The following is a 24,012-nucleotide window of genomic DNA, read 5'->3' on the forward strand; positions in this document are numbered from 1 at the left end:
CAAACTATTTTTGAGGCGCCGTGTGGCGCTGTCTTGTCATGCGCTGCGCACCACGACGCCGCGTGCACCGTGTCTTTGCACGGTCATGTTCACGCGGGAGAAAACCGGCGCTTCAGGCGAGGATGAGCAAGCCGCCCGGCAAGGTGCGGGCGCTCAGATCGAAGTTGTGCTGGAGCTGCGCAAGCGCGGAGTCCAGCGCCTTGATGACGAAACGGCCGCTCACGCGGTTGTCCTGCACGCGCGTGTTCATCAGCACCACGCGGCCCGCGCGATAGCGGTTGATCTCGTCGATCACCTCGGCCAGCCGCGTGTTGTTGAACACCAGCTCGCCGCGTCGCCACGCCGCCGCGTCGGCCACGTCGACACGGCCGATGCCGCTGAGCGCGGCGGCGTCGTACACCGCCTGCTGCCCAGCCCCGAGTGCCTGCACGCCGACGGGATGCTCCACCCGCACCGAGCCTTCGATGCAGGTCACGCAGACCTTGCCCGCGAGGTACCGCACCTCGAAGCGCCCAGCCTCGGCCAGGCTGCGGCCCACGCCGGCCACCACGCTGAACGCAGGGCTTGCCGCGCGCCGCCCCGCCGGCATGTCGACGGCCGCCTCGCCCGCAAGCAGGTCGATGCCTACGGTGTTGCCATCCACCACCTGGCGGCGAATGCTGGTCTGCGTGTTCAGGGTGACGCCGACGCTGCCGGCCAGCGTCAGGGCCTGCCGCTCGCCCACCGCCGTGCGGAAATCCGCGCGCCATTCGCCGGGCGAGTACAGCAGCCGCGCCGGCGGCTGGAACACGGCCACGCCGGCCACAGCGGCTGCCGTGCCCAGTGTCGCGCCAAGGAAGGCACGACGCTTCATCAGCCCCGGCCCCTCCAGCGTGCGCGCGTGGAACTCGGCGGCCTGCGGGTTGGAGCGCAGCATTTCGCCCACCACGGGCTTCAGCGCGGTCCACCGTGCCTTCACTTCGCGAAAGGCTTCTTTGTGCGCCGGACTGGCGTTGAGCCAGCGCTTGAACGCCTCCGCGTCCCATGGCTTCACGTCTCCCGAGGAGAGCGTGCGCAGCCACACCCGCGCCTGCCTGTGCGACAGGTCGGATGCAGCGTCACGGTCTTCGGGAGATTTCTGCATGTTCATCGGCTCGGTTCAGCGGGGTCCATGGGTCATGACGTTTCGACGTACCCCAAAACCGCAATCAATTTTTTTCATCGGCCATCCGCATGTCGAGATATTCGTGGGCGCGCTTGAGGTCCAGTTCCACCGTGCGCAGCGACACGCCCAACTGCCTGGCCACCTCTTTCTGGGCCATACCCTCCCATCGCACCAGCACGATCACCTCGCGCTGGCGCTTGGGCAGGCGGTCGAGGTGCTTCATCAGCGCGCCGAGGTTCGAGCGCGCCTCGGCCACCTGCGCCGGCCCTGGTGCCGTGTCGGCCAGATCGAGCAATGCCGCCACATCGTCGTGGGGCAAGGACTGGCCGTGCCTGCGCTGGATGTCCACAGCAGCATTTGCGGCCATGCGCATCAGGTACGCACGCGGGCTCTGTATGGGGCCTTCCTCGTCCTCGCGGCTCTTCAGGCGCAGCCAGGTGTCCTGTAGTGCGTCCCCTGCCAGCTCGGAGTTGCCGAGAACCCGTGTGAGCCGTCGCTTGAGCTCGCCGTAGCCTCGGGTCAGGTAGTCCAGCAGGACCGGCTGTGCCTTGTCCGACATGCTCAGGACACCGCACCATTGCGTGCTGCGCAAGCGCTGCCCGGTGCGGCGTCAGGGCCGCTGCGCTCGCTCGGCAAGATGAGCATCGTCATTGGTTGGAGCATTCCCGGCGGCGGGGGCGCATCCATGCGCACATGGCCCAGAGCTTCGAGCATCGCGGAGTCGCGGTCTGTGTCACCGGTCGATCCAAGCAGCTGGACCCGGTGAATCCCGCCAACCGGGTCTACACGAAAGCGCAGCAAGGCGCGGTAGCGGCCCGGCGCCGTGCGGATGCCCCCGCACAACGCCTGCCAGAGACGGGCTTGCACCAGGCCGGGATAGTCACCGGCACTTGCCCATGCAGCCGGCATGGAAGGCTCTGGCTGTCCGAGCACTTTCAATGCGAAAGCCTCGACCGGTCCAGTCCGGGTCCGCTCGGCCACCACGCCGGTGCCTTCCAAGAGCATGGCCAGAGCCGCTTCGGGCGTGTAACGGCCTCGAACGGCTGACGACATGCGCCCGACAACGACTTCGCTGCGGAACAGCGCAGCGCGCTCGGTTATTGACGCATAGTGATTGAGCGCTGTCGCCAGAGGCTGCGCCGGGATGTCGAAGCTGAGGAACTGGCCCGTCATTTCTGGTGCAGGCGCCTGATGCCGCATGTCACCGGACGGCGGCATGAGCACACCGTCTGCGGCCCACGCCGAGGCAGCAAACCCGTACACGACCCACAGCACCACGCTGTGCTGGCTCAAGAGGAGGGCTTGCAGGCGCACCCGGGGCCACCCCCATCGCCATCTATCTGGCCGGTATCGCCATGGACGGCAACGCTCCCACGGCCATTCCGAAGGGCGAATCGAAAAAGGCTGGATCGGCGTAGCAAAACTTGGGCACTGATTTGAAGCATCAGATGGTGGCAGTGCCGCGTGACCACTTCGTTACACACAGGGGGTGTGCACCCGCGATACTCCCGCGCGGGAGGCGGCGGTGCCGGTGCTCTCTCCGAATTCACTCTCCAACCGGCCTCAATCGGATCGTGGAGGACACATGCAGAACGCCGTGGCTTTTGCCAACAACGAGGTGATCATGGTCGCATGGAGCTACGGCAAGAGGCCGGATGGCTGCATGGGATTCGCCGTCTACCGCATCGCCCAGGACGGCCGCGAAACGCCACTCCCGGGCCAGGCACGGTTCAAGGGCATCACGCCCAAGAAATGGACTACCGAGGAACTGCCGATCCAGAAGTTCTACTGGAAAGATCCTTACGCACGGCTCGAAGCCGAGAAGAGCAAGAACCGGATTTTCCGCTACAAGATCGTGCCACTGGAGGGCGCACCGGGAAAGCTCCAGCCCATGGCGAAGCTGCCGATCCTGTTGACCAACGAAGTGGAGATCACCCCGGTGATCGACGACAAGCTGAGCGTCTACTTCAACCGCGGATTGATTTCCACACAGCGCGTCGCGCGCGCGCTCGGCGCCAAGGGCATGAAGGACTCGCTGATCGAGAAGATCTCGGACCCCAACGACAAGAGCAAGCTTCGCGAGAGCCTTTCGGGCGACATGATCGAGGCCATCCAGGAGTTTCTTGCGCGCGCCGACGGCAAAGGCAAGATCTACGCGGCACTCTACGAACTCAAGGACCCGCAGCTGATCGGCTGGCTCGCGGGGCTGGGCGAACGCCTCCACATCGTCCTGGGCGACTCCAAGGAAGACGAAGATGTGCTGGGCGAGGACGGCAAGCCGGTGAAGGTGACCAACCCCAAGACCGGCAAGACCAAGGTCAAGACCGTGAAGGTCGATGGCAACGAGCAAGCGCGCAAGACCCTCACCAGCACCGCTGCGGAGACCCACAGCCGCATCATGGCCAACGGCCATATCGCTCACAACAAGTTCTTGGTCTACGTCGACTCCAATGGCAAGCCCAAGGCGGTTTTCACCGGCTCGACTAACTGGACGGCCACCGGTCTGTGCACCCAGACCAACAACTCCATCGTCATCGACAACGAGGCGCTCGCCGGGCGCTACCTGGCGTACTGGAAAGAACTCGCCAAGGACGCCGACCAAGCCGCAGGCGATCCGAAAGCGCTGCAGGGCGCGGCGCTTCGCAAGTGGGCATCGAAGGGCGCGGCGCTGACCTTGGACGACGGTGCCGCTGTTCACAGCTGGTTCTCGCCGAATACGCCGAAGGCGCGCGGCAAGAACCCGGCGACAGAGAGGCGCCCGCCGGACATGGAAGACCTCGCCCAGTTGATCGCGGGCGCCAGCCACTCCGTGCTCTTTCTCGCCTTCTATCCAGGCAGCCCGAGCGTCGCGAACTGGACGGCACAGGCCGCAAGCAAGAACAAGAAGCTGTTCGTACGAGGATGCGTGACGAACAAGTCAGCCTCCGAAGGGTTCTACTACGAGCTCAAGGGCATGACGCCGCCCGCCAAAAAGAAGGGCGAGAAAAGGCCGCCCGTGCTGCAGGACCCTCGCGTCTTCGGAGCCGAGGCATTCGACTCCAAGGTGCCCGACGGCTGGAAGAAGGAGATCCTCAACGCCGGCTACGCCATCATTCACGACAAGATCGTGGTGATCGACCCCTTCGACGATGACTGCGTCGTTGCCACAGGCAGCCACAACCTGGGGCACAAAGCATCATTCGACAACGACGAGAACCTGCTGATCGTCCGCGGCAACAAGAAGCTCGCAATGGCCTATGCGACCCGCATCCTGGACGTCTACGACCACTTTTCCTCCCGCTTCTGGTTCAAGCGGCTCGGTGGCCAGAAGGATGCGCTGGAACTCGAAAGCACGCCTGAGGCCTGGCTGGGAAAGTACTACGACAAGACCGGAAGGCTAAAGAACCCGCAGCTCAAGTTCTGGATGGATGCAGCGGTGCAGTAACTGCAACAGCCGGCTCGTGACACACCTCGGTGATCGTGGGAGCCGAACCCAGGTCTCTCAAGACCAAACGTATTTTCTGTCTGACGATGGCTTGTCGTGTGAACTAGCTAAATCGCTCGAATTGGTTCGCCGAAGACTTGGCCGACGCCGCTTTTGCTCGCGCGCCGCAGCCCCAATTTTTGCGATCAAAGTTGACGCCGGCGGCATCATGGGGGCGGATCTTCATGATCCCCTTGGCTCACATTTGTTGCCCCCCAAAGTAGCCCTGCAATCAGATTGCCAAGCCACCTGCGATATTAAGCGCTTGACCATTGATGTAGCCCGCCGAGGGGCCCGCGAGAAAGCACACGGTTTGCGAGACTTCCTCGAGGGTCGCGATGCGACGGATGGGGTGCATGTCAAGGATGGCGTCTCGGTTCGGTAGTTCACCGGCGACGTCTGCGGCCATGTCTGTTGGCATGATGCCGGGCTGGACCACGTTGACCGTGATGTTGCGGGGCCCCAGGTCGCGCGCGATGCCTCGAGCGTATCCGGCGAGTGCCCATTTGGTTCCTGCGTAGTCGGCGACACCGGGAAACGGGACCGACGAGCCGAGCAGCGAACCGATGAAAATGATCCGGCCGCCGTCGGTCAGGCGGGGCGCCGCAGCTCGCGTGTTGGCAATCGTGCCCATGACGTTCACCTGCCACTGCCGGTTGTACTTCTCGCCGTCCAGTTCGGGATCGTCAACGAGCTGGCCCTGGATGGCGATGCCGGCGTTGTTCACGAGGATGTCGAGCTTTCCAAACTCCGCCCAGACGGCTTCGACCAACGGCTTGGCGGATGACAGGTCGGCCTGGTCGCTTTGGATCGCGATCGCACGCGTCCCTTGCGCCTTCAACTTGTCGACCACAGCTGTCGCCTTTGCGGCGGAGCTTGCATAGCTGATGGCGACGTGCGCCCCTTGGTCGGCGAACGCTTGTGCCAGCGCGGCGCCTAGACCGCGTGATCCGCCGGTGATAAGAACGACCTTGCCTTCGAGTGTTTTCTGCATGACTGCACCTGGTTGTTGTTGATGCATGCACGGTATCAACGACGTCTCCGCCCAGGAAGGCAGGTGCCCAGACTGACAGCCATTCCGGCCAGGAATGAGCGGGCTCAACGCGCACGCAGGCCCGGCTCCTCCGCGGCCATCTGCGTCAGGAGATCGATGAACACGCGCAGCCGGTGCGGCACGCGGCGGTCGCCCGCGGTCACGGCGTGGATGTCTCGCGGAGTTGGCCTGAACGTCTGCAGGATTGGCACGACTGTGCCGGCGTCCAGATCCGACTGGAACATCGCTTGCGAGTCGTGGGCGATCCCAAGACCTGCCAGCACGGCCGCCCGGATGGCTTCCGCGTCGTTGGATCGGATGTTGCCGGTCGGCTCAATCTCGAGGGGCCCCGCCGGCGTCTCGAACCGCCACGCCAGCACGCTGTTGTTGGCGTGGCCGGTGACCAAGTTGTGGAAGCGAAGCTGAGCAGGATCTTCCGGGATGCCGTGCTGGGCGATGTAGCTCGGACTCGCGACCGTGCAGATGTGCATGCTGCCGATCTTGCGTGCGATCAGAGAGGAACCGCTGAGATTGCCGATTCGCAACGCAACATCAATTCCGTCTTTGATGAGGTCGACGTGACGCTCGGACACCGACACTTCCACGGCGATGTCGGGGAACTGGGCGAAAAACGCCGGCAGGCGTGGGACGAGGTACATCCGGGCCAGCGCAGGCGGCGCCGCCACGCGCACCAGTCCAGCCGGCGCAACGTGACCACGTCCGATCCGACTCTCCGCCTCCTCGAATTCGGCCAGCAACTTGACAGCCGAGTCGTAGAAGTCGTGTCCAGCCGCAGTGGCGTGCAAGCCCCGCGGAGATCGAACGAACAACCGCGCGCCGAGGCGTGCTTCGAGCGCTGAGATCTGCTTGCTCACGGCGGGCTGACCAATCCTCATTTCCTGCGCAGCCTTCGTGAAGCTGCTGCTTTCGAAGACGCGCACATAGAGCTGGAGCGTGGAGAACCGGTCCATGAGGTGACCTTGGTGCGTGCGACGTTACGTTCCGGTGTCGGATCGACGGAGGCGTGCATCATAAGCAGTTGCGGGCGGCCAACTCGGGCGCCGGCGATGACGGGCCAGGTCACGCTGATGTTCAATGGGCCATGCTCGACATCGGTTCGTGGCCTGCGGCCAGATGAGGCGTCCCCGCTCCAAATCGCCTGGTCGACAGCATCGGGCCTCGGCCGTCGACAACAGCACCTCGAGGATGTCGCCGCGCCGTCCTCGAAAGACGAAGACGTGGATCTTGAACAGATCCTTTGCCGGCGCGGTCTGCACCAGTTCGGCCAAGCCGCGAAGCACTGCCTCATGGCGGTACTCGTCACACGATTCGATGAGTGATGCTTCGTCGATGCCGGTTGCGCCCCCTCCGTCCGCTTTACCTTGCAGGCCGAGGCCGACGGCGTGACCATCAGCGAAGGCGCGCTCAAGGCGTTCTGCCATTTTCCGCTGCGCCGGAAGTTACCGTGCATTGACCCGCACGCACCATAGAGGCTCTCGACATCGGATGGTTGATTTTGGACAAAGCAAGCTGTCGGGGTACCCGATAATCAAGGGCCATTCAACTCGGTTGACCCGACGGCCCAACTTATCGCACGTTGGCAGTCCGTAGCGTTGCCAACACATCCAAATCCGATGACCACTGTCCGTGTCAAAGACAACGAACCTTTCGAGGTCGCCCTGCGACGATTCAAGCGCACGATCGAAAAGTTAGGTCTGATAACAGCGCTTCGCGCGCGCGAGTTCTACGAGAAGCCGACGACCGAGCGCAAGCGCAAGAAGGCAGCAGCTGTCAGCCGGCAGCGCAAGCTGGTTCGCTCGTCGCAGTTGCCCAAGAAGATGTATTGATTCGTCCTTGGAAGTGGAGTTGAGGACCAAGATCATATTGGCCAAAGGGCTTGGCACATCCACGCGAAGCAGGCCGCGCGGCGACGTGGAGGCACCGGGGAGGTTGGCTTCGATGTCGTCCATTTCGGCCAACAGGCGAACCACGCGCTCGTAGTAGGCAGCGCCATCCGTGGTGACGTTCACCCGCCGCGTCGTGCGGTTGAGCAGCTTGATTCGAAGGTGCGCCTCCAACTGCTGCACCAGTTGGGTGACCGTGGTACGGCTCGTGCCCAGGTGCCCGGCCGCCTTTGTGAAACTGCCCGCCTCTACCACCCGCACCAACGCCTTCATGCCGTCGAACCTGTCCATGGGTGCGCTCCTTGGTTGTTCCGGGTATCTGGCCATTGGATTGAATACGCAAACAGTGTTTCAGCAGTTCGCGGGTTTATCCGGGCCAAGCAAAAAACTAGAGTGCCTGGATCTATCAACGTCAGGAGTATCGACATGAGCGCACGCGACGCTGTTTTCCCCGCCGGTCGGCAAGACCTCTACACATCGCAGACCTATTCCGCAGCAATCCGATCGGGCGATCTGCTGTTCGTGTCCGGTCAGGTCGGCAGCCGCAGCGACGGCTCACCAGAGCCGGAGTTCGAGGCGCAGGTTCGCCTGGCATTCGCCAATCTCGCGGCGACGTTGAAAGCGGGTGGATGCGCGCTGGACGACATCGTCGACGTGACGACCTTCCATACCGATCCAGAGAACCAGTTCGGCACGGTCATGGCTGTCAAGGGCGAGGTATTTCCCCAGGCGCCGTATCCGAACTGGACGGCAGTCGGCGTCACTTGGATCGGGGGATTCGACTTCGAAATCAAGGTCATTGCCCGCATTCCCAGCTGAGTGCCGAACAACTGTTGTCGAGGGCCGACCGACGCAGCCCTGCACCAGGCTCAGGTCAAACCGGGCCCCGCTCCCCCAATCGCCAGGTGCTGACGGGTGTTCGATAAGTCCACTCAGCTCGCGGAGTTTTTTGCGGAGTGTCTGCGCTACGCAGAGTCGTAACCCAAGGCAAGCCACAGGGTGTCCATGCACGCATTTTTTGAGTGGGCTTGGTTGAATCGATGAATCTCGATCTGCGATGAAGGACGCTAAACACGAAAGTAGCGTGGCCGTATGCAGCCAGACGCCGACGACCTCAGTTTCAGGCGCTGCTGGCCGCCATCTGGACCAATACGCTACTGCCGCAGACCATTGAGCCGATGCGCAGCACGTTCTGCTTCCGGTCGACGGCAGCGCACGAAGATCTGGGCGACATCACAAGCGGGTCGCACGCGTGACGATGGTCGGGAGAATCTCGAGCGAAAGCGTCTGAAAGCTCTCACATTCAGAGGCGGGACGCGCAATTCCTCCCGAGCTTCGTCCATCAAGGTGACACGCCAGGTTGCGACCATCTCCAGGTGTCGAAGACATCGAAATCGGAGAGAGAAAAATGGCCGCAGGGATCCTCGAAAAGAAGCACCTGCCCGCGCGGCCGCAGCAGGGATTCACGCTCATTGAAATCATGGTGGTGCTGGTGATCATGGGCGTGCTGGCGGCACTGATCGTTCCCAACCTGATGGGTCGCCCGGACCAGGCGCGTGCAACGGCGGCGCGCCAGGACGTTGGCGCAGTCATGCAGGCGCTCAAGCTCTACCGTCTGGACAACGGCGAGTACCCCAGTGCAAGCCAGGGGTTGAAGGCACTGGTGGAAAAACCCACCGCAGGCAAGGTCCCTTCGAACTGGCGCAGCTACCTGGAGCGGCTGCCCAGTGATCCCTGGGGCAAGCCGTACCAATACCTCAACCCCGGCACCAACGGCGAGATCGACGTTTTCTCGCTCGGTGCCGACGGGGAGCCAGGCGGAGAAAAGGCCAACGCCGACATTGGCTCCTGGCAGTTGTAGGCGGCTTCATGCGCACAACCAGGAAGCGGCCTGCGGGCCTGGAGCGACGTTGTTGCGCATTCCGAAGTCGTGCGCAGTGCGGCATGGCCGTCGTCAGCGTGCTCCTGGTCGTCGCGGTGATCGCCGTGCTTGCGGCCGCTTTGCTCGGCAGGCAGACCGCGGCCATACGTGCCGCACAAACGCAGCAGACGCGTGTGCAGGCGAAGTGGCTGCTTCGCGGGGAAATCAGCCGTGCGCAGGCCGTGTTGCGCGCTCAGGCTCTGCGCGACCCCACGACCCGTCTCGACGGGCTCTGGAACCGCCCGGTGAACGGACCCGTCCTTGGTCAGATCGAGGGCGCTCCCGCGCGTGCGTTCACCGAGATCACCGACGAGCAATCCAAATTCAATCTCCGCAATCTCGTGAATTCCGGGCAGATGGACCCGAGCGAGAGCGCAGCTTTCCTTCGGCTGTGCACGCTGGTCGGCGTGTCGCCGGACCAGGCTGCCCACATCGCTCGACGGGTGGCCGTCAGCCTGGTCGAAGGCCAGCGGCAGTCGGCCACGCCGGCCGCGCCATCGGAGATCGGCGCGGCACGGGAAGCGGTCGAGCAACTCGGGCTTGCAAGCCTGCCGCTGCGCGAGCAGGCGCCGCGCCTGCGCGCCGTTGAAGACCTGCTCGCCGCGCCGGGGGTGGCTGCCGACAGCGTTGCGCGCCTGCGCCCGTACGTCACGGTCCTGCCGCAACGAACCTGGATCAACGCCAACACCGCGAAGGCCGAAGTGCTGGCCGCCTGGGTCCCCGGGCTGGCACTCGATCGCGCCCGCGCACTGATCCAGGTGCGCGACAACGGCCAGTGGTTCATCAATCGCGGCGACTTCGCCAACCGGCTTCAGATGCCTCAGCTCGACGAGAGCGAAATTCTCATTGGCATCGACAGTCGATGGTTTCGCGTCTCGAGCGCTCTGCAGATGTCTCGCACGACCCTGTTGATGCAGGCACTGCTGCACGACGACAAGGAAGTTCTGCCGCAGGTGGTCTGGCTGCGAGAGGGCGCCTGAGATGGCGCGAGTCGATCTGCTGCGGATGGTGCTGCCTCCCGCGCGGCACCTGGGTACCTTGCCCGTGAGGTGCGCCTGGCGTTCGTCAGCGGGTGTGTGGCACGGTGCGGCCTTCGAGGGGCTGGCGGCGATCGGGGCCCGGTTCCAGCCCAGGCGCGTCGAGCTCTGTCCACATCCGTCCGACGTGTCGATGACGCAGATCGAACTGCCACCCCTGCCAGCCAGGCGTCAGCGCATCGCGGTGCTGGGTGCCGTCGAGCTGCTGGCGTTGACCCCACCGAACAACCTGGCCGTGGGCTTCGGGCCGCGCAGTGACAAAGGCACCGTGCCGGTGGCCTGGATGAGTGCCGGCGTCTTGTTGTCGTGCGTGAAGACATTGCGCGAGCATGGGCTGCCCGCGCATGCCGTCTTCCCTTTGCCCGCATTCCTGCCCAGCCCCGACGACGCTTCCTGGCCTCGAGGCGAAGCGGCCGCGGTGCGCTTCGACGATTGGTTGGTCCTGCGAACAGGGGCGCAGGAGGGCGCCATGCACCCGGTTCCCGCGGGCTGCACGGACCAGCCGACACAGGCCGAGGGGGGCCAGGCGCCGGTGCCCTGGACAGGAACCGGATGGAACTGGACGCTGCCCATGAACAAGGCCATGGAAGGCGCGGCGGATCGCCGTTGGCTGGGCCCGGCCATCGGCTGGGCCGCGGCAGCCGCCGCGGTGTGGCTGCTGGGCCTCAACCTCCACGCTTCGCAAGTCGCAGGCCAGGGACAGGCCCTGGCGCGCCAGATGAGAGCCCAGGTCAAGGCGGCCTACCCGGAGGTGTCGGTGGTCCTCAACCCACTGCAACAAGCGCGTCAACTGCGCGATGCGCGGCGCGCAGGGGTGGGGTCCGTGGCGTCGGCCGATTTCGCCGTGCTGGTGCGTGCTTCCGCCGCACTGCTCCCGCAGGCCGAGGGACAGGTGCAGGCACTCGACTTCGACGACGGCCAGTTGCAGATTCGATGGCGGGAGGGCGCCACCCCCGGCCCGCAGGAGCTGAAGTCCCTGCAAGTGCAAGCGCAGGAACACGGCCTGGCGGTTCAGCTCGAGGGCGGGGTGCTGCACGTACGCGTCGCGGTCGCGAAAAAGGGCGACGACGTCGCACCCACACCGGCGGTTGCAAGCGCGCCTGCCGCGTCGAAAGCCGCGCCATGAGCGGTCGGTGGGCGGCGCTTCGCCTGCGTCTTCGAGCCGTCGCGCAGCCAAGGCTCGCTCCGCTGCAGAACCGCTGGCGCGGGCTGTCGCAGCGCGAGCGCCGGCAGGCTGCATGGATGGTCGTGGCCTTGACGCTGGCGCTCGCCTGGCTTTTGCTGGCCAAGCCGGCGCTCGACACGCTTGCGCACTGGGACAACGAACTGCCGCGCTTGCGCTCGCAAGCCGCTGCGCTGACGGAGGTGCTCGCAGATGGTCGTTCGGGCACCACGCCCTCGAACGCGTCGCTGGCCCCCGCCGAGCGCGTGCGGGCGAGCCTGGACGCGGCGGGCCTGCAAGGCGCCTATCGACTGCGCGAGGCCGGCTCCGCATGGCATGTGGAGTTCGCGGTCTCCACCGACGCATCGCAGGCTCTGGCCTGGCTGCTCGGTGCCCCGATACCCCTGGGAATGAAGGTGCGGCACGTCGTGCTGCAACGGTCCGAGAACGGCGGTTCGTCGGACCGGAAGAGCCAGGTCAGGATCACGGCGACGTTAGTGACGCAAGAACAACCAGGGAAGGGATCATGATGCGAGCCAACGCGGGTCGAATGGGAAAGCGCTGTGCGCTGATGTGCTGCCTGGCTCTGGCGGGATGTGCCGCGACCACGCCCGAGGCGTCGCTGTTCAGGGAAGGGACCTACGTTCCGAGTTCGGCGGCAGTGGCTGAGGCGGCCCCTTCTCGGAAGGCCTCTGCACCACTTTCCGCACCACCTCCAGCACCACTCCCCGCACAGTCTCCAGCCCCGGGCACGTCGCCAGCGCCTGCCACCGCCGAGCGCGTCGTCCGGCCCGTGGGGCAGGACCGGCGTTCGGCCACGGGCACCGCCGCGGCACGCCGGCAGGTGACGGGTGCCGAAGACAGGGCGGTCATGAACTTCGTCGATGCCGACATCCAGGCCGTGGTCTCCGCGCTGTCGCGCTTCCTGGGGCGAAACTTCCTGATGGACCCGCGCGTCAAGGGACAGATCACGTTGGTGTCCGACGGCGAGATTCCTTCGGCAACGGCCTACGACATGCTGGTGTCGGCCCTGCGGATGCGCGGCTTCACGATCGTGGACGTCGGCAAGGTCAGCCGGGTGGTGCCGGTGGCCGACGCCAAACTGCAGGGCGGTTCCGTCAATGCGGCTGCGCCCGGTGGCGGCATTGCCACACGGACCTTCAGGCTGGCCTACGAAAACGCCGAGGCCATGGTGCCGGTGCTCAAACCGATGATCGCGCCTGAGAACAGCATTGCCGCCTACGCGGCGAACAACACGCTGGTCATCACGGACTATGTCGACAACCTGGAGCGCATTGCGCGCATCGTCGAGAGCATCGACACACCGACCTCGCTCGATACCGCCGTGGTCAAGGTCTACAACGGCGTGGCGGCGGACATCGCGTCCCTTGCCAACGAGCTTCTGCAGGGCGGGGGCAACGAGACTCGCCGCGACATCGTGGTGCTGGCCGACCCGCGCTCCAACAGCGTGATCGTGCGTTCGAGCAGTCCGGCGCGCACGGGCCTGGCGCGTGACCTGGTCACCAAGCTCGACAATGCACAGGACGATCCCGGCAACCTGCATGTGGTGTACCTGCGCAATGCGCAGGCGACCTATCTCTCGGGGGTGCTCAGGGGGCTGCTCACCGGCGACTCCGGCGGCACCGCGCTGGGCAGCGGGGACGCCGCCCGGGCCGCACTCGGTGCCGGCGGGATGCTCGGCGGCGCCGGCGCCGCAGGTGGTACGGGTGGTGCGGGCGGGGCCGGCGCTGCGGGCAGGGCAAGTACCTCGGCATCGGGCGCCAATGCGCGCGGCGTGACCAGCGGCACGGGGGGCGGCAGCACGCGTTTCGGCGGCGGCGGCACCGGCGGGGCGCAGCAGGCCGGTGCCGGTGCCGCAGGGGCGTTCTCGGCCAATGGCGTGACGGTGCAAGCCGACGCCACCACCAACACGCTCATCATCGCGGCGCCGGAGCCGATGTACCGCAGCATCCGGCGCGTCATCGACATGCTCGACCAGCGGCGTGCGCAGGTGCTGGTCGAAAGCCTGATCGTGGAAGTCACGGAGCAGGACGCGGCGCAACTCGGCATTCAATGGATGCGCAACAACGGCCGCTTCATCGGTGGCACCAACCTCGGCGGCGGCGCGGGGCTGAACAACGGCGCGACCAACACCGTCGACCTGCTCCCGAAGGGGCTGAGCCTGGGCATCGTCGACGGCACCATCAAGCTGCCGGGCGGCGCCGAGATCCTCAACCTCAACCTGCTGGCGCGCGCGTTGCAGACCAAGGGCGGCGTCAACATCCTCTCGACGCCGAACATCCTGACGCTCGACAACGAGACGGCGTCCATCATCGTCGGCAAGACGGTCCCCTTCGTCAGCGGCCAGTACATCACGCCGGGCGGCGGCGGCTCCGACAACCCGTTCCAGACCGTGACGCGCGAAGACATCGGGCTGCAACTCAAGATCCGGCCGCAGATTTCCGAGGGCGGCACGGTCAAGCTGGACATCTACCAGGAGGTGTCGAGCATCGACGACCAGAACTCGGGGGTGTCGGGCATCGTGACCAACAAACGTGCGCTGGACACCAGCGTGTTGCTCGACGACGGCCAGATCATGGTGCTGGGCGGGCTGCTGGAGGACAGCGTCAGCAACACGGCGGAGTCGGTGCCGGGGCTGGGGTCGATTCCGGTGCTTGGCAACCTGTTTCGCTACGACAAGCGACAACGCGTGAAGACGAACCTGATGGTCTTCCTTCGGCCCTATGTGATCCGCGATGCCAACGCCGGACGCGGTCTGACCCAGGACCGCTACAACTTCATGCGCACCCAGCAAAGCCGTGTGCAGCCGGCCAGGCATCTGCTGCTGCCCGACATGCCGGCGCCCATTCTTCCGCCGGGCGATGTGCCCGTGGCCGGCCGCCCTTCCAGGCTGGACCTGCGGCCGGAGCAGTGGAGCGACACGCGCGAGCAGCCGGGGCCTGCCACGCAGACGAGCAGCCAGGTGCGCGAGCGGCCTTTGCAGGGCGAATCGAAGGAGCCTGAAATCCGGTCCCAGCTGCCCTCCAACGTCGGCGTGACCAGCGACCCCGCCGTGCTCTACGCCACGACCGAGAGCAACAAGAGCGTGCTGCAGGTGGCCGACCTCCCGCTGCAGGAAGACGCGGTGCGCGTCGCCAGGCGCGTGCGCATCAGCGGAATGCCGGCGTACATCGTGAGCGGTCCGGGCGGCACCGGTTACGCGGTGCGGGTGGACTTGCCACGCGATTCACGCTCGGTCGACACCGCCACGGGCGTGCTGCGCGAGCTGGGCTACCGGCCGGAGATCGTGGTGGCGCCATGAGCACGAGCGCCGCAGGTCGACCCGCGCCGATGCTGCCGCATGCCTGGGCACGCGCCCAGCGTATCGTCGTGTGCGTGAAGGGCGAGGCCATGGAAATCGCATTCAGCGCGCGCACGCCGGGGTGGGCGGTGGCCGAAGCGCAGCGCCAGACCGGCGTCCATGCACGCAGCGAGGTGTCCGAGCAGGAAATGGATGCGCTGCTGTCCGCCGGTTATGCCGAGACAGGCAGCGCAGCCGCAGTGGTCGGCGCCGCCGAGTCCGAGGTCGATCTGGAACGGCTGATGCAGGACATCCCCGCCGTGACCGATCTGCTCGATGCGCAGGACGGTGCGCCGGTCATCCGCATGATCAACGCGCTGCTGGCCCAGGCCGCGCGAGACGGCGCGAGCGACGTGCACTTCGAGGCGTTCGAGACGCATTCGGTGGTGCGCTACCGCGTGGACGGAACGCTGCGCGACGTGGTCTCGCCGCGCAAGGAACTTCACGCCGCGCTCATCTCGCGCATCAAGATCATGTCGCAGCTCGACATTGCCGAAAAGCGCATTCCGCAGGACGGTCGCATCACGTTGCGCGTAGGCGGGCGGCCGATCGACGTGCGCGTCTCCACCGTGCCCACGGTGCACGGAGAGCGCGCCGTCCTGCGCCTGCTGGAAAAGGATGCCGGCCGGCTGCAGCTCGCGCGCCTGGGCCTGGCGAGCGACACCCTGGCCGCACTGACGCGGCTGGTTCGCCAGCCGCACGGCATCGTGCTCGTGACGGGCCCCACCGGCAGCGGCAAGACCACCACGCTCTATGCGGCGCTCGGCCAGCTCGACAAGAGCGTGAGCAACATCCTCTCGGTGGAAGACCCGGTCGAATACGACCTGCCGGGCGTCAACCAGATCCCGGTGCACACCAAGATCGGCATGACCTTCGGCGCGGCGTTGCGCGCCGCGCTTCGCCAGGACCCCGACAACATCATGATCGGCGAGATACGCGACCTGGAGACAGCGCAGATCGCCGTGCAGTCGTCGCTCACCGGGCACGGCGTGCTGGCCTCGCTGCACACCAACGACGCGATCTCCGCGGTCACGCGCCTGACCGACATGGGGATCGAGCCCTTTCTGCTGTCGTCGTCGCTTCTGGGGGTGCTGGCCCAGCGGCTGGTGCGCTGCCTGTGCCCGCAGTGCAGGCGCGAAGAAACGCAGCCCGACGGCAGCACCCGGTGGGTGTCGGTGGGCTGCGCCCATTGCAACCAGTCGGGCTTCAAGGGGCGTACCGGCATTCACGAACTCTTCGTCATCGACGACGAGATTCGCAGGATCATCCACGACGGCGGCAACGAGCACGCCATGCGCGAAGCAGCCCGCCGCCGCGGCATGCGCACCATGCGAGAGGATGGCCAGCGCTGGGTCACCGCCGGCGTCAGCACCTTCGAAGAAATCCTGCGTGTCACGCGCGATGACGGGTAGGGGAGCAGGCAATGCCGCGATTTCAATTCGACGCCGCCAACGCCACCGGTCAGATTCAGGCGGGGGCCATGGACGCGGAGTCCGCGCGTGCCGTGCGCGTGCTGCTGCGAGAGCGTGGCTTGACGGCGCTGGACGTCCGCGAGACGACCACCGGCGGGGGTCTTTCCTGGCTGGGCCCCACGCTCGGCGCGGCTGACCTGTGCTGGGCCACGCGCGAGCTGGCAAGCCTGCTGGGTGCGCGCCTGCCGCTGGAGTCGGCGTTGATGGCCACCATCGAACAGGCGGAGCACAAGGTCGTGGCCGAGGCGCTGACCGCCGTTTGCAACCACGTTCGCGGCGGCATGCGGCTGGCCGATGCATTGGGCGAGCGCCCCCGCGACTTCCCCGCGATCTATCGTGCGTTGGTCAGCGCCGGAGAAGACTCGGGCGACCTGGCGCGCGTGATGGAGCGGCTCGCCGACTATCTGGAGAGCCGCGACAACCTGCGCAGCAAGATGCTGACGGCCTTCATCTATCCGGCAGTCGTTGCGTTCGTTTCCGTGTGCATCGTGATCTTCCTGCTCGGCTATGTCGTGCCGCAGGTCGTCAGCGCGTTCTCGCAGGCGCGCCAGGAACTGCCGATGCTCACGCAGGTCATGCTGGCCGCCAGCGGCTACGTGCGTGAATGGGGTTGGCTCACGGCGACGACGCTGGCTGTCGCTGTCGCGCTGTGGCGTCGGTCGTTGAGGGACGACGCGGTTCGCCTTCGTTGGCACGGCGCCGTCCTGAACGTGCCGATGGTGGGCAAGTATGTGCTGGGCGTGAACACCGCGCGTTTTGCCTCGACGCTGGCCATCCTGATGGACGCAGGGGTGCCCTTGCTGCGCGCACTCGAGGCTGCGCGCCAGACGATGGGCAACGACCGGCTCAAGGCGTGCGCGGCCGACACCACCGCGCGCGTCAGGGAGGGCGCGCCGCTTGCTTCCGCGCTGAAGGTGCAGAAGGTCTTTCCCTCCAACCTGATTCACCTGGTGGCCAGCGGTGAGAAAACAGGTGCGCTCGCACCGATGCTCGACCGCGCGGCCGCCAATCTCTCGCGCGACCTGGAGCGCCGTGCCACGCGCCTGACAGCGTTGCTGGAGCCCTTGATGATCCTGGGCATGGGCGCCGTGGTGATGCTGATCGTTCTTGCGGTGCTGCTGCCGATCATGGAAATCAACCAGATGGTGCAGTGAGGGCCTGGCCTTCGCGAACTTCTCCCGAGTGATTTGCAAGAGTTCGGGAGCATTGCACCGAAAAGCGATGCCAGGCGCAATGAATGAGCGCTTTTTATTGCATCTATTTTGCTTGATCACTCGGGTGAACCGAAGACCGTTCTGGGGGTTCTTGTTCAACACCGCGTCACTGTGCCTATTCAGACTTTGCATGTCGTCAAGGCAATGACGATGCGTCGCCCGAAGGGGCGGCCGGGCGCTGTGGAGGGTCTGAATTCGAGGCGTCCAAAGGTCTAGTCAATTTGTTTTAGGTTCTCAAACTTTCAAAGTTTGCTTAAGGAGCATTTCGATGAAATCCGTTAATTTCAAACTCAATGTGATCTCCGCGCTGGTCGCGGCCGGTGTGATGGCGATCGCAGGTGCCGCATCGGCGCAGACCGTCACTTCGGGCGGTGCAACGCTGCCCCAACCGCTGTACCAGGACATCTTCACCAACGGGCCCATCACGGGGACCTGGAGCTACGCCGGCACGGGCAGCGGTACCGGCAAGACGGCCTTCCTGACCAACAACTCGGCATTGTTCAGCACCACCGGCACGGTGCACATCGTGGGCAGCGACTCGGCACTGTCGTCGACAGAGCTCTCCACCTACAACGCCGCCTACAACAACGGCACCAGCTCGACCGCGGCCAACTACGGCCGCCTGATCCAGGTTCCTGCTGTCGCTACCCCGGTTCTGCTGCCGTACAAGGAAACCGGCATCTCCACGCTGAACCTGACCAACCAGGAAATCTGCCGCATCTTCTCGTTCGACGCCAATGCCCGCAACTGGAACCAGGTGACCACGGCCGCGGACGACGGCGGCGTGGGCAGCGCGACCGCCATCCAGGTGGTGTTCCGCGCCGAGACCAGCGGCACGACCGAGCTGCTGTCGCGTTTCCTGAACGCAGCGTGCGGATCGTTCCTTCCCGCCGGCAAGTCGTTCACCATCTCCAACAGCTTCAAGACGGTCGTCGCCAGCGCCTTGCCGACCCTGACGGCCGCTCAGGACGCCAATGGCGACGGCATTCCCGACGTGTGGGTTTCGGCAACGGGAAGCAGCGGTGTCGCGGCTGCCCTCGCGGTCAACCATCGGTTCGGCTTCCTGAGCCCCGATTCGACCTACACGGGCGGCACCAACAGCGTCGTTGCGCGGATCAACAGCTTCCTGCCGAACGCAGCGTCCATCCAGGCGGCCCTGCCGGCGCCCCCGTCCACCGCGATTGCCCGCAGCAATCCGCTGAACTGGGTGCCGGCCTATTCGCTCCCGACCTCGGCTTACCCGATCTACGGCACCACCAACCTGCTGCTGGGCCAGTGCTACGCCGGTGGCGTCGGCGCCGGTACCGCTGGCGCGGCCGTCAAGGACTTCCTGACCAAGCTGAACAACGGCACCTACGACGCCAAGATCACGACGCACAACTTCATCAAGATGCCTGCCGCGTGGAACACCGCCATCAACGACGCGTTCCTGACGTCGACGAACACCCTGGCTGTCGGAAACACGTCTGTCTGCAACGCCATCGGCCGCCCGTGATTCTTGCGTCCGGCCATGAGTGAGTCGCGCGCCGGTCTGCCGGCCTGACTCCTCCGTTCGGCTCGAAGCCGGGCAGTTGCAAGCGCAACTGCCCGGCTTTCTTGCGTGTTCCGGCGTGGGCCACCGTCCAGTCAGTTCAGCGCAATCACCTGGCGGTACGTCATGACGGCGTCGGCGTTGCGTCGCACACCGAGCGTGATCTCCAGCCCTGAAGCCGGTGCGCGTACCGGGCCGGTTGCGGGCAGTCGGCGCCAGCCCCCTTCGGGTTGCCATGCACGCACCTCGAAAGACGCGATGCCGTCCAGCACGGCGACACGGTCGGCGGGTTCCGGCGCCGGCAGCGGATAGTCGGCCACCGCGGGGCCGGCCGCGCGGTAGAGCGTGCCGGACTGCAGCCACCATTGCACGCGCTGCCAGCGCCCCGGCGCAGCGGGTGCCGCGCGCACCAGTTCGACCAGCAACGGCTTGTCGCTCGTGCGGCGTGCATCCATGCCTGTCGGCAAGAGCAGGGCCGACGCTGCGGGTTGCCTGTTGCGCGCTGCCTGCGGCGTCGACGGCGTCGCTGGCGTCTCGTCCCGCGCTGGGAGATCGTCGGCGGTGGAGCGCAACTCGGTCGTGGTGCGCCACGTCAGGTCGCGTTCGATCTGTTGCAACGCACGCATCAGGCGAGCGGTGTCTTCCGTGCGCGCCTGCAACTGGGCATTGGCGCGGCCCATGACGTCGAGGCCCCGCCAGGCGATCAAGCTGAGGACCGCCATGATCACGATGGCAATCATGACCTCGATCAACGTGAAGCCCGAGGGGCATCGCCGCTGCCTGGGTGGCACCCACGCTTTCATCGGCTTCTCTCCGACAGCCAGGATTGCAGGCTGGCCATGCGCTGCTCGCTGTTGCGGCCGAGGTAGACATCGACCACCACCGCGCACAAGCCATCCTGGGCAGGACCGATTTGGACCCGGCAGACAAACGGTTGGCCGGCCTGCGGACATTCGATCTGGCGCAGGCCGGGCGCAGGCAGCGAATCGATCTGCAGTTCCGCCATGGCGCCCTGCGCGGAGAGCAAGGCCAGCGACCGGCTTTCGAGCAGGCCCAGGCTGCTGGCAGTCTGGCTCGTGAGGCGCACGAAGGCCGCCAGGGCGATGCTGATGATGGCCAGCGCGATCATCACTTCGATGAGCGTGAAGCCGCGTTCGCGGCAGGGCGCCGAATGCCGATGCAGGAGCCGGAGGGCGCGCATGCGTCACTGCGCCTTGAAGCCGCCCGTGGCATCGCGCACCACGGCAACCTTGTACGGCCCGCTGCGCAGCGCCAGCGAAAACGGAGACCCGATCCATTCGGAAGTCAGCACCAAAGGGGCGGCCGGCGTGACTTCCACGGTGCCGGCGCGCCACCGGCGGGGACGCAGCGCATCGTCCTGCGCGAAGCGATCGAGCTCGCCGCCGGTCGAGACCGTCGGAACCACGCTGCCGGGCGTGTTCATCCATGTGCCTCGCACGAACTGGTAGCCGTCGCCGCGCGCTTCCCAGGCAATGACACGGCCGTCGATGTGCACCTCCTGCTGTGCGGTGGAGAGCCGCAAGGCGAGCTCGCGCGCGTCCATCCGCAGCGGCTCGGAAGGGTCGGGCGCGGCACTGAGCGAGATCGCGGCCGTTGCAATGCCGACGATGACCAGCACGACCATCACTTCGATCAGGGAGAAGCCACGATGCGGGCCAGGAGAGTTGTTCATGAGGCAGCGCTGCCGTTCCATGTGAGGTGGAAGTTCTTCTGCGGTGACGCGAAAAAATAGTAGGGCAGTAATGTGGCGTTGACATGAATTTCCAATACGTCTCTGCTAATACTGGACGCTGCCTTCGCATGGAACGCGGTGCGCCCGCGTTCCCCGACGTACAAACATTCAAGGAGTAGCGTGATGACCCGAACATGGCGAACATGGAAATGGCCGGCCCCGGTATCGCCGGTATCGCCGGTATCGCCGGTATCGCCGGTATCGCCGGTGCGCGCGGTGCATGCGCTCGGCCTGGGGGCGGTCATTGCCGGCGTGTGTTTCTGGGGCTACCGGCTGCACGGGCCGCAGGCAACCTCGCCGCAAGCGCGGCCTTTTGCCGCGGTGCCTGCCGATCGCGCGGCCCAGGCTGTGGCCGCGTGGCTGGGCCCCGGCCAGATGCGCCTGAACGTGGTCGTGATCGGCCTCGTGCGCCGGCATGATCGTGCGGTGGCGATGCTGGCGATCAATGGCGCATCGCCCAAGGCCTACATGGCCGGGGAGACCGTGGCGCGCGAGGTCACCCTCGCATCCATCGAGCCCGACGCCGTGACCATCGAGCGCGCCGGCATTGCGACTCGCATCCCGGCGCCACTGCGCCCCGACTACGGCCCGCCGGGGATCGTGCGCGTGCCGTGAATCGTGGCGCGCTGCGCGGCGCTGCGGCGTGTCGATGCCGGCAGGTCGGAGCCGAACGACCCACTAACTGCGGTTGCGAACTTTCGTGTGCGAGCCAATGCGTCATTTTTTCGGCACACGCATTCGTGCCTTTTTTCCTGCGGTTTCGTCGAGCGGCATTCGTCTAGAAAGATCGGTCGAGAGCCATGGAACGACAGACGCATGCTGCGGGGAAGTGGCCACGTGCCCAACAGATGGAGGAATCTGGATGAAGAAAAAGAAACCGAGTTCGCACGTCTCGCTCGATGCCATGGCGAGCGTGTCGATGCAGACACTGGACAAGGAGCTGTCCAGGCACGTGGAAGTCGCTCGAACCAAGCCGGTGCCCATCGACCGGTACGGGGTGCCCTGGGTGTGGATCGTGTCGCACCCGGTGTGGATGGAGGCCGACTACCTGAAGTCCTTCGTGCCCGAAGACCATGCCCTGGTGGCACTGCGCGAGGCCATCGACAGCGCGCTGGCCTACGAGGGTCTTTTCATGAACGCGCTGTCGGTCAAGTGCAGGAGCGGGATCGACGCACGCATGGTCACGCGCGCCTGGCTGTTGCAGATCGTGTACTCGTTGTCGGGCCCCAAACGCCTGCGCGAGGGGCTGGGCTACAACATGCTGTGGCGGTGGTTTGTCGGCTACCTGCTGCGTTCCGAGCCGCTGCCCGAGCTGCGAGCGTTCGCCCAGGACGTCGACATGGTCAGCGCCGACCCCCATGTGGTCGACATCGTGTACCGCTGCCTGACGGGTGGCGTCCTGTCGACTGCCTACGCTGAAGAATTCAGCATCAATCGCGGTTTGCTGCATACCTTGCGGTCGCATGGCGTCGATGCCTCGGGCCTGTCCACGGGGGATGACCCTGCACCTGTACGGCGCGCGCGTGACGAGCAAACCGTGACCTTGTAGACAGCGGCGCCTTGTCCGGGCGGACATCGGCGGTGTCACACGCATGCAACTTGCCGAACGGACCATGTATTTTTTTGCCGGGGTTCTCGTTGCCGTGCTGACGCCCTCCTTTCCCTTCCCGTTTCATGCCCGGCGTGCTGGCTGTGGGTGGCGGGGCGCCTTCGGCAAGGCATCGTGGGGGGGTGGGCCGTGGTACGCGCCGTTGCGCGTGGCGTACTAGGCCGAGCGGCGGTTCATGCCTGTGCCCTGTGGATGACGGTGAGCCCTGCCGCTGCGTCGGCGACCGGTGACTCGACGGCTGCAGTGGCTGCGGTTCGGCAGGACGCACTCGACTTCGACATTGCCGGCCAGCCGCTCGCTTCCGCGCTGGCGCGGTACGCGGTCGTTGCCGACCAGACGGTCCTGTTCAGCGACGCGCTGGTGCAAGGGCGCATGTCGGCACCGATCAAGGGCCGGTATGTCCCGCAGGCCGCTTTGGCCGCGCTGCTCATCGGCACCGGCCTGCTGGCGGAAAACCCGGGCGGCAGGCTCGGAGACACCTTCGTGCTCAGGCCGATGGCTGCCGTGGCGGCAGCAGCACCTGCCGAGCCTGGGCTGGACCGTCGCTATGACGGCCTTGTTCAGGTCCGTGTCTGGGAAGCGCTGTGCGCCGATCCGCGCACGGCGCCCGGCGGCTACCGGGCGTCGCTGCGACTGAACATCGATGTCGGCGGCCGCCTGACGCAAGCTCGCCTGATCGGCTCGACCGGAGACGCGGGGCGCGACCGGGCCATGGTCGCAGCGTTGAACGGCCTGCGGCTGGACCATTCACCGCCGGCGGATCTGCGCCAGCCGTTGCTGCTGGTCGTCATGCCGAGCCACGGCCCGGCAGGCAGTGCCTGCGCCAGTCTCGGGTCTGCACCGCCGTGATGGACAACGTCCTGCCCCTTCTGCGCAGCGTTCTGACCCAGCGCTACGAGCAGATCAAGCACAGCCTGGCCATCCAGCTGGGCAGCGCGGATCTCGCGGGCGACACCGTCCACGAGATCTGGCTGCGCCTGCAGAGGGACAGCCATGTCGCCGGCCCCGTCTCCAGCCCTCAGGCCTACCTGGTCCGCATGGGCGTGAACATGGCCATCGACGTGCGGCGCAGCCAGAGCCGGATGCTGTCGGCAGAAGACGTGCAGGAGCTGATGGACGTTCTTCCGGACCCCGCGCCCGGCCCGGCGCAGATCGCCGAATCCCGCTCGGAGCTGGAAGCGCTCATGACGGCGGTCAACGAGATGCCCGCGCGCCGTCGCGAAATCCTGCTCCTGGTGCGCTGGGAGCACTGGCCGCAACGCGAAGTCGCCAAGCGGCTGGGGGTGTCCTTGCGCACCGTGGAAAGCGAACTCAAGGTGGCCCAGGAGTACTGCGCCGCCCGCTTGCTGGCGCGCTAGCACACGCTCATGACGGAATCGCGAAATTTTTTCAGCGGGTTTGCGGGCCG

The 24,012-nt window shown here is 65.9% G+C and carries 24 protein-coding genes and 1 pseudogene; 15 read left to right on the plus strand and 10 right to left on the minus strand.

Features of this window, described 5'->3' with window-relative positions:
* Positions 1-112: 112 nt before the first annotated feature.
* The 3 genes from ACSFA5_RS04890 to ACSFA5_RS04900 all read right to left on the minus strand — a co-directional run bounded on the left by ACSFA5_RS04890 (position 113) and on the right by ACSFA5_RS04900 (position 2,437).
* Positions 113-1,123, minus strand: a complete 1,011-nt coding sequence (locus tag ACSFA5_RS04890; protein ID WP_435442887.1) for a FecR family protein — start codon at positions 1,121-1,123, stop codon at positions 113-115.
* A gap of 64 nt (positions 1,124-1,187) precedes the next feature.
* A complete protein-coding gene (locus tag ACSFA5_RS04895; protein ID WP_435442888.1) occupies positions 1,188-1,703 on the minus strand; it encodes an RNA polymerase sigma factor in 516 nt (171 codons plus the stop codon).
* 2 nt (positions 1,704-1,705) lie between these two features.
* Positions 1,706-2,437, minus strand: coding sequence for a TonB family protein (locus tag ACSFA5_RS04900; protein WP_435442889.1), 732 nt, complete (start codon positions 2,435-2,437; stop codon positions 1,706-1,708).
* Between the two features lie 292 nt (positions 2,438-2,729).
* Here ACSFA5_RS04900 and ACSFA5_RS04905 point away from each other — a divergent pair, with 292 nt between their 5' ends.
* Positions 2,730-4,568, plus strand: coding sequence for a phospholipase D-like domain-containing protein (locus tag ACSFA5_RS04905; protein WP_435442890.1), 1,839 nt, complete (start codon positions 2,730-2,732; stop codon positions 4,566-4,568).
* 271 nt (positions 4,569-4,839) lie between these two features.
* Here ACSFA5_RS04905 and ACSFA5_RS04910 read toward each other — a convergent pair whose 3' ends face one another.
* From ACSFA5_RS04910 to tnpB, 3 genes are all read right to left on the minus strand, one after another.
* Entirely contained in the window at positions 4,840-5,601 is a 762-nt protein-coding gene (locus tag ACSFA5_RS04910; protein ID WP_435442891.1) for an SDR family NAD(P)-dependent oxidoreductase, read from the minus strand.
* 104 nt (positions 5,602-5,705) lie between these two features.
* Complete coding sequence (locus ACSFA5_RS04915; protein ID WP_435442892.1) at positions 5,706-6,611, minus strand: LysR family transcriptional regulator; 906 nt, start codon at positions 6,609-6,611, stop codon at positions 5,706-5,708.
* Between the two features lie 24 nt (positions 6,612-6,635).
* The gene (gene tnpB / locus ACSFA5_RS04920; RefSeq protein ID WP_435442893.1) at positions 6,636-7,082 is read right to left on the minus strand and encodes an IS66 family insertion sequence element accessory protein TnpB; all 447 of its coding nucleotides are present in this window, start codon (positions 7,080-7,082) and stop codon (positions 6,636-6,638) included.
* Between the two features lie 192 nt (positions 7,083-7,274).
* Between tnpB and rpsU the strand changes: the two genes are divergently transcribed.
* The gene (gene rpsU / locus ACSFA5_RS04925; RefSeq protein WP_435442894.1) at positions 7,275-7,487 is read left to right on the plus strand and encodes a 30S ribosomal protein S21; all 213 of its coding nucleotides are present in this window, start codon (positions 7,275-7,277) and stop codon (positions 7,485-7,487) included.
* Between the two features lie 24 nt (positions 7,488-7,511).
* Here rpsU and ACSFA5_RS04930 read toward each other — a convergent pair.
* Positions 7,512-7,835 (minus strand): annotated as a pseudogene (locus ACSFA5_RS04930) (LysR family transcriptional regulator); the annotation flags it as partial.
* A gap of 135 nt (positions 7,836-7,970) precedes the next feature.
* On the opposite strand from ACSFA5_RS04930, the gene ACSFA5_RS04935 reads away from it, so the two are divergent.
* From ACSFA5_RS04935 to ACSFA5_RS04975, 9 genes are all read left to right on the plus strand, one after another.
* Complete coding sequence (locus ACSFA5_RS04935; RefSeq protein ID WP_435442895.1) at positions 7,971-8,363, plus strand: RidA family protein; 393 nt, start codon at positions 7,971-7,973, stop codon at positions 8,361-8,363.
* Between the two features lie 589 nt (positions 8,364-8,952).
* Complete coding sequence (gspG, locus tag ACSFA5_RS04940) at positions 8,953-9,405, plus strand: type II secretion system major pseudopilin GspG (protein ID WP_435442896.1); 453 nt, start codon at positions 8,953-8,955, stop codon at positions 9,403-9,405.
* A gap of 83 nt (positions 9,406-9,488) precedes the next feature.
* Positions 9,489-10,445 (plus strand): type II secretion system minor pseudopilin GspK, encoded by a 957-nt coding sequence (gspK, locus tag ACSFA5_RS04945; protein WP_435442897.1) that lies wholly within the window; start codon positions 9,489-9,491, stop codon positions 10,443-10,445.
* 25 nt (positions 10,446-10,470) lie between these two features.
* Positions 10,471-11,628: a type II secretion system protein GspL gene (gspL, locus tag ACSFA5_RS04950; RefSeq protein WP_435442992.1), complete on the plus strand. Its 1,158-nt coding sequence runs from the start codon at positions 10,471-10,473 to the stop codon at positions 11,626-11,628.
* Entirely contained in the window at positions 11,625-12,194 is a 570-nt protein-coding gene (gspM, locus tag ACSFA5_RS04955; protein ID WP_435442898.1) for a type II secretion system protein GspM, read from the plus strand. Before gspL ends, gspM begins: the two co-directional genes overlap by 4 nt.
* A 341-nt stretch (positions 12,195-12,535) precedes the next feature.
* Entirely contained in the window at positions 12,536-14,986 is a 2,451-nt protein-coding gene (gene gspD, locus ACSFA5_RS04960) for a type II secretion system secretin GspD (RefSeq protein WP_435442899.1), read from the plus strand.
* A complete protein-coding gene (gene gspE / locus ACSFA5_RS04965; protein WP_435442900.1) occupies positions 14,983-16,437 on the plus strand; it encodes a type II secretion system ATPase GspE in 1,455 nt (484 codons plus the stop codon). The genes gspD and gspE overlap by 4 nt, the downstream gene beginning before the upstream one ends.
* Positions 16,438-16,448: 11 nt before the next feature.
* Positions 16,449-17,651, plus strand: a complete 1,203-nt coding sequence (gene gspF / locus ACSFA5_RS04970; RefSeq protein WP_435442901.1) for a type II secretion system inner membrane protein GspF — start codon at positions 16,449-16,451, stop codon at positions 17,649-17,651.
* 328 nt (positions 17,652-17,979) lie between these two features.
* Entirely contained in the window at positions 17,980-19,206 is a 1,227-nt protein-coding gene (locus ACSFA5_RS04975) for a substrate-binding domain-containing protein (protein WP_435442902.1), read from the plus strand.
* Positions 19,207-19,337: 131 nt separating this feature from the next.
* Here the strand turns inward: ACSFA5_RS04975 and ACSFA5_RS04980 are convergent, their stop codons facing one another.
* Genes ACSFA5_RS04980 through ACSFA5_RS04990 form a run of 3 tightly spaced genes read right to left on the minus strand, consistent with a single transcriptional unit; the run spans position 19,338 to position 20,935 of the window.
* Entirely contained in the window at positions 19,338-20,045 is a 708-nt protein-coding gene (locus tag ACSFA5_RS04980) for a prepilin-type N-terminal cleavage/methylation domain-containing protein (RefSeq protein WP_435442903.1), read from the minus strand.
* Positions 20,042-20,443 (minus strand): type II secretion system minor pseudopilin GspI, encoded by a 402-nt coding sequence (gspI, locus tag ACSFA5_RS04985; protein ID WP_435442904.1) that lies wholly within the window; start codon positions 20,441-20,443, stop codon positions 20,042-20,044. The genes ACSFA5_RS04980 and gspI overlap by 4 nt, the downstream gene beginning before the upstream one ends.
* A gap of 3 nt (positions 20,444-20,446) precedes the next feature.
* Entirely contained in the window at positions 20,447-20,935 is a 489-nt protein-coding gene (locus ACSFA5_RS04990) for a prepilin-type N-terminal cleavage/methylation domain-containing protein (protein ID WP_435442905.1), read from the minus strand.
* 183 nt (positions 20,936-21,118) lie between these two features.
* On the opposite strand from ACSFA5_RS04990, the gene ACSFA5_RS04995 reads away from it, so the two are divergent.
* The 4 genes from ACSFA5_RS04995 (at position 21,119) to ACSFA5_RS05010 (ending at position 23,962) form a co-directional block, all read left to right on the plus strand.
* Positions 21,119-21,610 carry a hypothetical protein gene (locus tag ACSFA5_RS04995; RefSeq protein WP_435442906.1) on the plus strand — a complete coding sequence of 164 codons (492 nt, stop codon included), beginning with the start codon at positions 21,119-21,121 and terminating at the stop codon, positions 21,608-21,610.
* Between the two features lie 247 nt (positions 21,611-21,857).
* Positions 21,858-22,544, plus strand: coding sequence for a transposase (locus ACSFA5_RS05000; protein ID WP_435442907.1), 687 nt, complete (start codon positions 21,858-21,860; stop codon positions 22,542-22,544).
* Positions 22,545-22,796: 252 nt separating this feature from the next.
* Positions 22,797-23,453 (plus strand): STN domain-containing protein, encoded by a 657-nt coding sequence (locus ACSFA5_RS05005; protein WP_435442908.1) that lies wholly within the window; start codon positions 22,797-22,799, stop codon positions 23,451-23,453.
* Positions 23,453-23,962 (plus strand): RNA polymerase sigma factor, encoded by a 510-nt coding sequence (locus ACSFA5_RS05010; RefSeq protein WP_435442993.1) that lies wholly within the window; start codon positions 23,453-23,455, stop codon positions 23,960-23,962. The genes ACSFA5_RS05005 and ACSFA5_RS05010 overlap by 1 nt, the downstream gene beginning before the upstream one ends.
* Positions 23,963-24,012 lie beyond the last annotated feature (50 nt).

This window comes from Variovorax monticola, assembly GCF_051216855.1.
In the GTDB taxonomy this organism is placed as follows: domain Bacteria; phylum Pseudomonadota; class Gammaproteobacteria; order Burkholderiales; family Burkholderiaceae_C; genus Variovorax.

What these genes read in the sequence shown, in the direction of transcription:
- gspI (WP_435442904.1), bottom strand. Translation starts at nt 20,443, where the DNA reads ATGCGCGCCCTCCGGCTCCTGCATCGGCATTCGGCGCCCTGCCGCGAA.
- ACSFA5_RS05010 (WP_435442993.1), top strand. Translation starts at nt 23,453, where the DNA reads ATGGACAACGTCCTGCCCCTTCTGCGCAGCGTTCTGACCCAGCGCTAC.
- gspF (WP_435442901.1), top strand. Translation starts at nt 16,449, where the DNA reads ATGCCGCGATTTCAATTCGACGCCGCCAACGCCACCGGTCAGATTCAG.
- ACSFA5_RS04905 (WP_435442890.1), top strand. Translation starts at nt 2,730, where the DNA reads ATGCAGAACGCCGTGGCTTTTGCCAACAACGAGGTGATCATGGTCGCA.
- ACSFA5_RS04995 (WP_435442906.1), top strand. Translation starts at nt 21,119, where the DNA reads ATGACCCGAACATGGCGAACATGGAAATGGCCGGCCCCGGTATCGCCG.
- gspE (WP_435442900.1), top strand. Translation starts at nt 14,983, where the DNA reads ATGAGCACGAGCGCCGCAGGTCGACCCGCGCCGATGCTGCCGCATGCC.
- ACSFA5_RS04890 (WP_435442887.1), bottom strand. Translation starts at nt 1,123, where the DNA reads ATGCAGAAATCTCCCGAAGACCGTGACGCTGCATCCGACCTGTCGCAC.
- ACSFA5_RS04915 (WP_435442892.1), bottom strand. Translation starts at nt 6,611, where the DNA reads ATGGACCGGTTCTCCACGCTCCAGCTCTATGTGCGCGTCTTCGAAAGC.
- ACSFA5_RS04910 (WP_435442891.1), bottom strand. Translation starts at nt 5,601, where the DNA reads ATGCAGAAAACACTCGAAGGCAAGGTCGTTCTTATCACCGGCGGATCA.
- ACSFA5_RS04975 (WP_435442902.1), top strand. Translation starts at nt 17,980, where the DNA reads ATGAAATCCGTTAATTTCAAACTCAATGTGATCTCCGCGCTGGTCGCG.
- ACSFA5_RS04980 (WP_435442903.1), bottom strand. Translation starts at nt 20,045, where the DNA reads ATGAAAGCGTGGGTGCCACCCAGGCAGCGGCGATGCCCCTCGGGCTTC.
- gspK (WP_435442897.1), top strand. Translation starts at nt 9,489, where the DNA reads ATGGCCGTCGTCAGCGTGCTCCTGGTCGTCGCGGTGATCGCCGTGCTT.
- tnpB (WP_435442893.1), bottom strand. Translation starts at nt 7,082, where the DNA reads ATGGCAGAACGCCTTGAGCGCGCCTTCGCTGATGGTCACGCCGTCGGC.
- ACSFA5_RS04990 (WP_435442905.1), bottom strand. Translation starts at nt 20,935, where the DNA reads ATGAACAACTCTCCTGGCCCGCATCGTGGCTTCTCCCTGATCGAAGTG.
- ACSFA5_RS05005 (WP_435442908.1), top strand. Translation starts at nt 22,797, where the DNA reads ATGACGGTGAGCCCTGCCGCTGCGTCGGCGACCGGTGACTCGACGGCT.
- ACSFA5_RS04935 (WP_435442895.1), top strand. Translation starts at nt 7,971, where the DNA reads ATGAGCGCACGCGACGCTGTTTTCCCCGCCGGTCGGCAAGACCTCTAC.
- gspL (WP_435442992.1), top strand. Translation starts at nt 10,471, where the DNA reads ATGGTGCTGCCTCCCGCGCGGCACCTGGGTACCTTGCCCGTGAGGTGC.
- gspM (WP_435442898.1), top strand. Translation starts at nt 11,625, where the DNA reads ATGAGCGGTCGGTGGGCGGCGCTTCGCCTGCGTCTTCGAGCCGTCGCG.
- rpsU (WP_435442894.1), top strand. Translation starts at nt 7,275, where the DNA reads ATGACCACTGTCCGTGTCAAAGACAACGAACCTTTCGAGGTCGCCCTG.
- ACSFA5_RS04895 (WP_435442888.1), bottom strand. Translation starts at nt 1,703, where the DNA reads ATGTCGGACAAGGCACAGCCGGTCCTGCTGGACTACCTGACCCGAGGC.
- ACSFA5_RS05000 (WP_435442907.1), top strand. Translation starts at nt 21,858, where the DNA reads ATGAAGAAAAAGAAACCGAGTTCGCACGTCTCGCTCGATGCCATGGCG.
- gspG (WP_435442896.1), top strand. Translation starts at nt 8,953, where the DNA reads ATGGCCGCAGGGATCCTCGAAAAGAAGCACCTGCCCGCGCGGCCGCAG.
- gspD (WP_435442899.1), top strand. Translation starts at nt 12,536, where the DNA reads ATGAACTTCGTCGATGCCGACATCCAGGCCGTGGTCTCCGCGCTGTCG.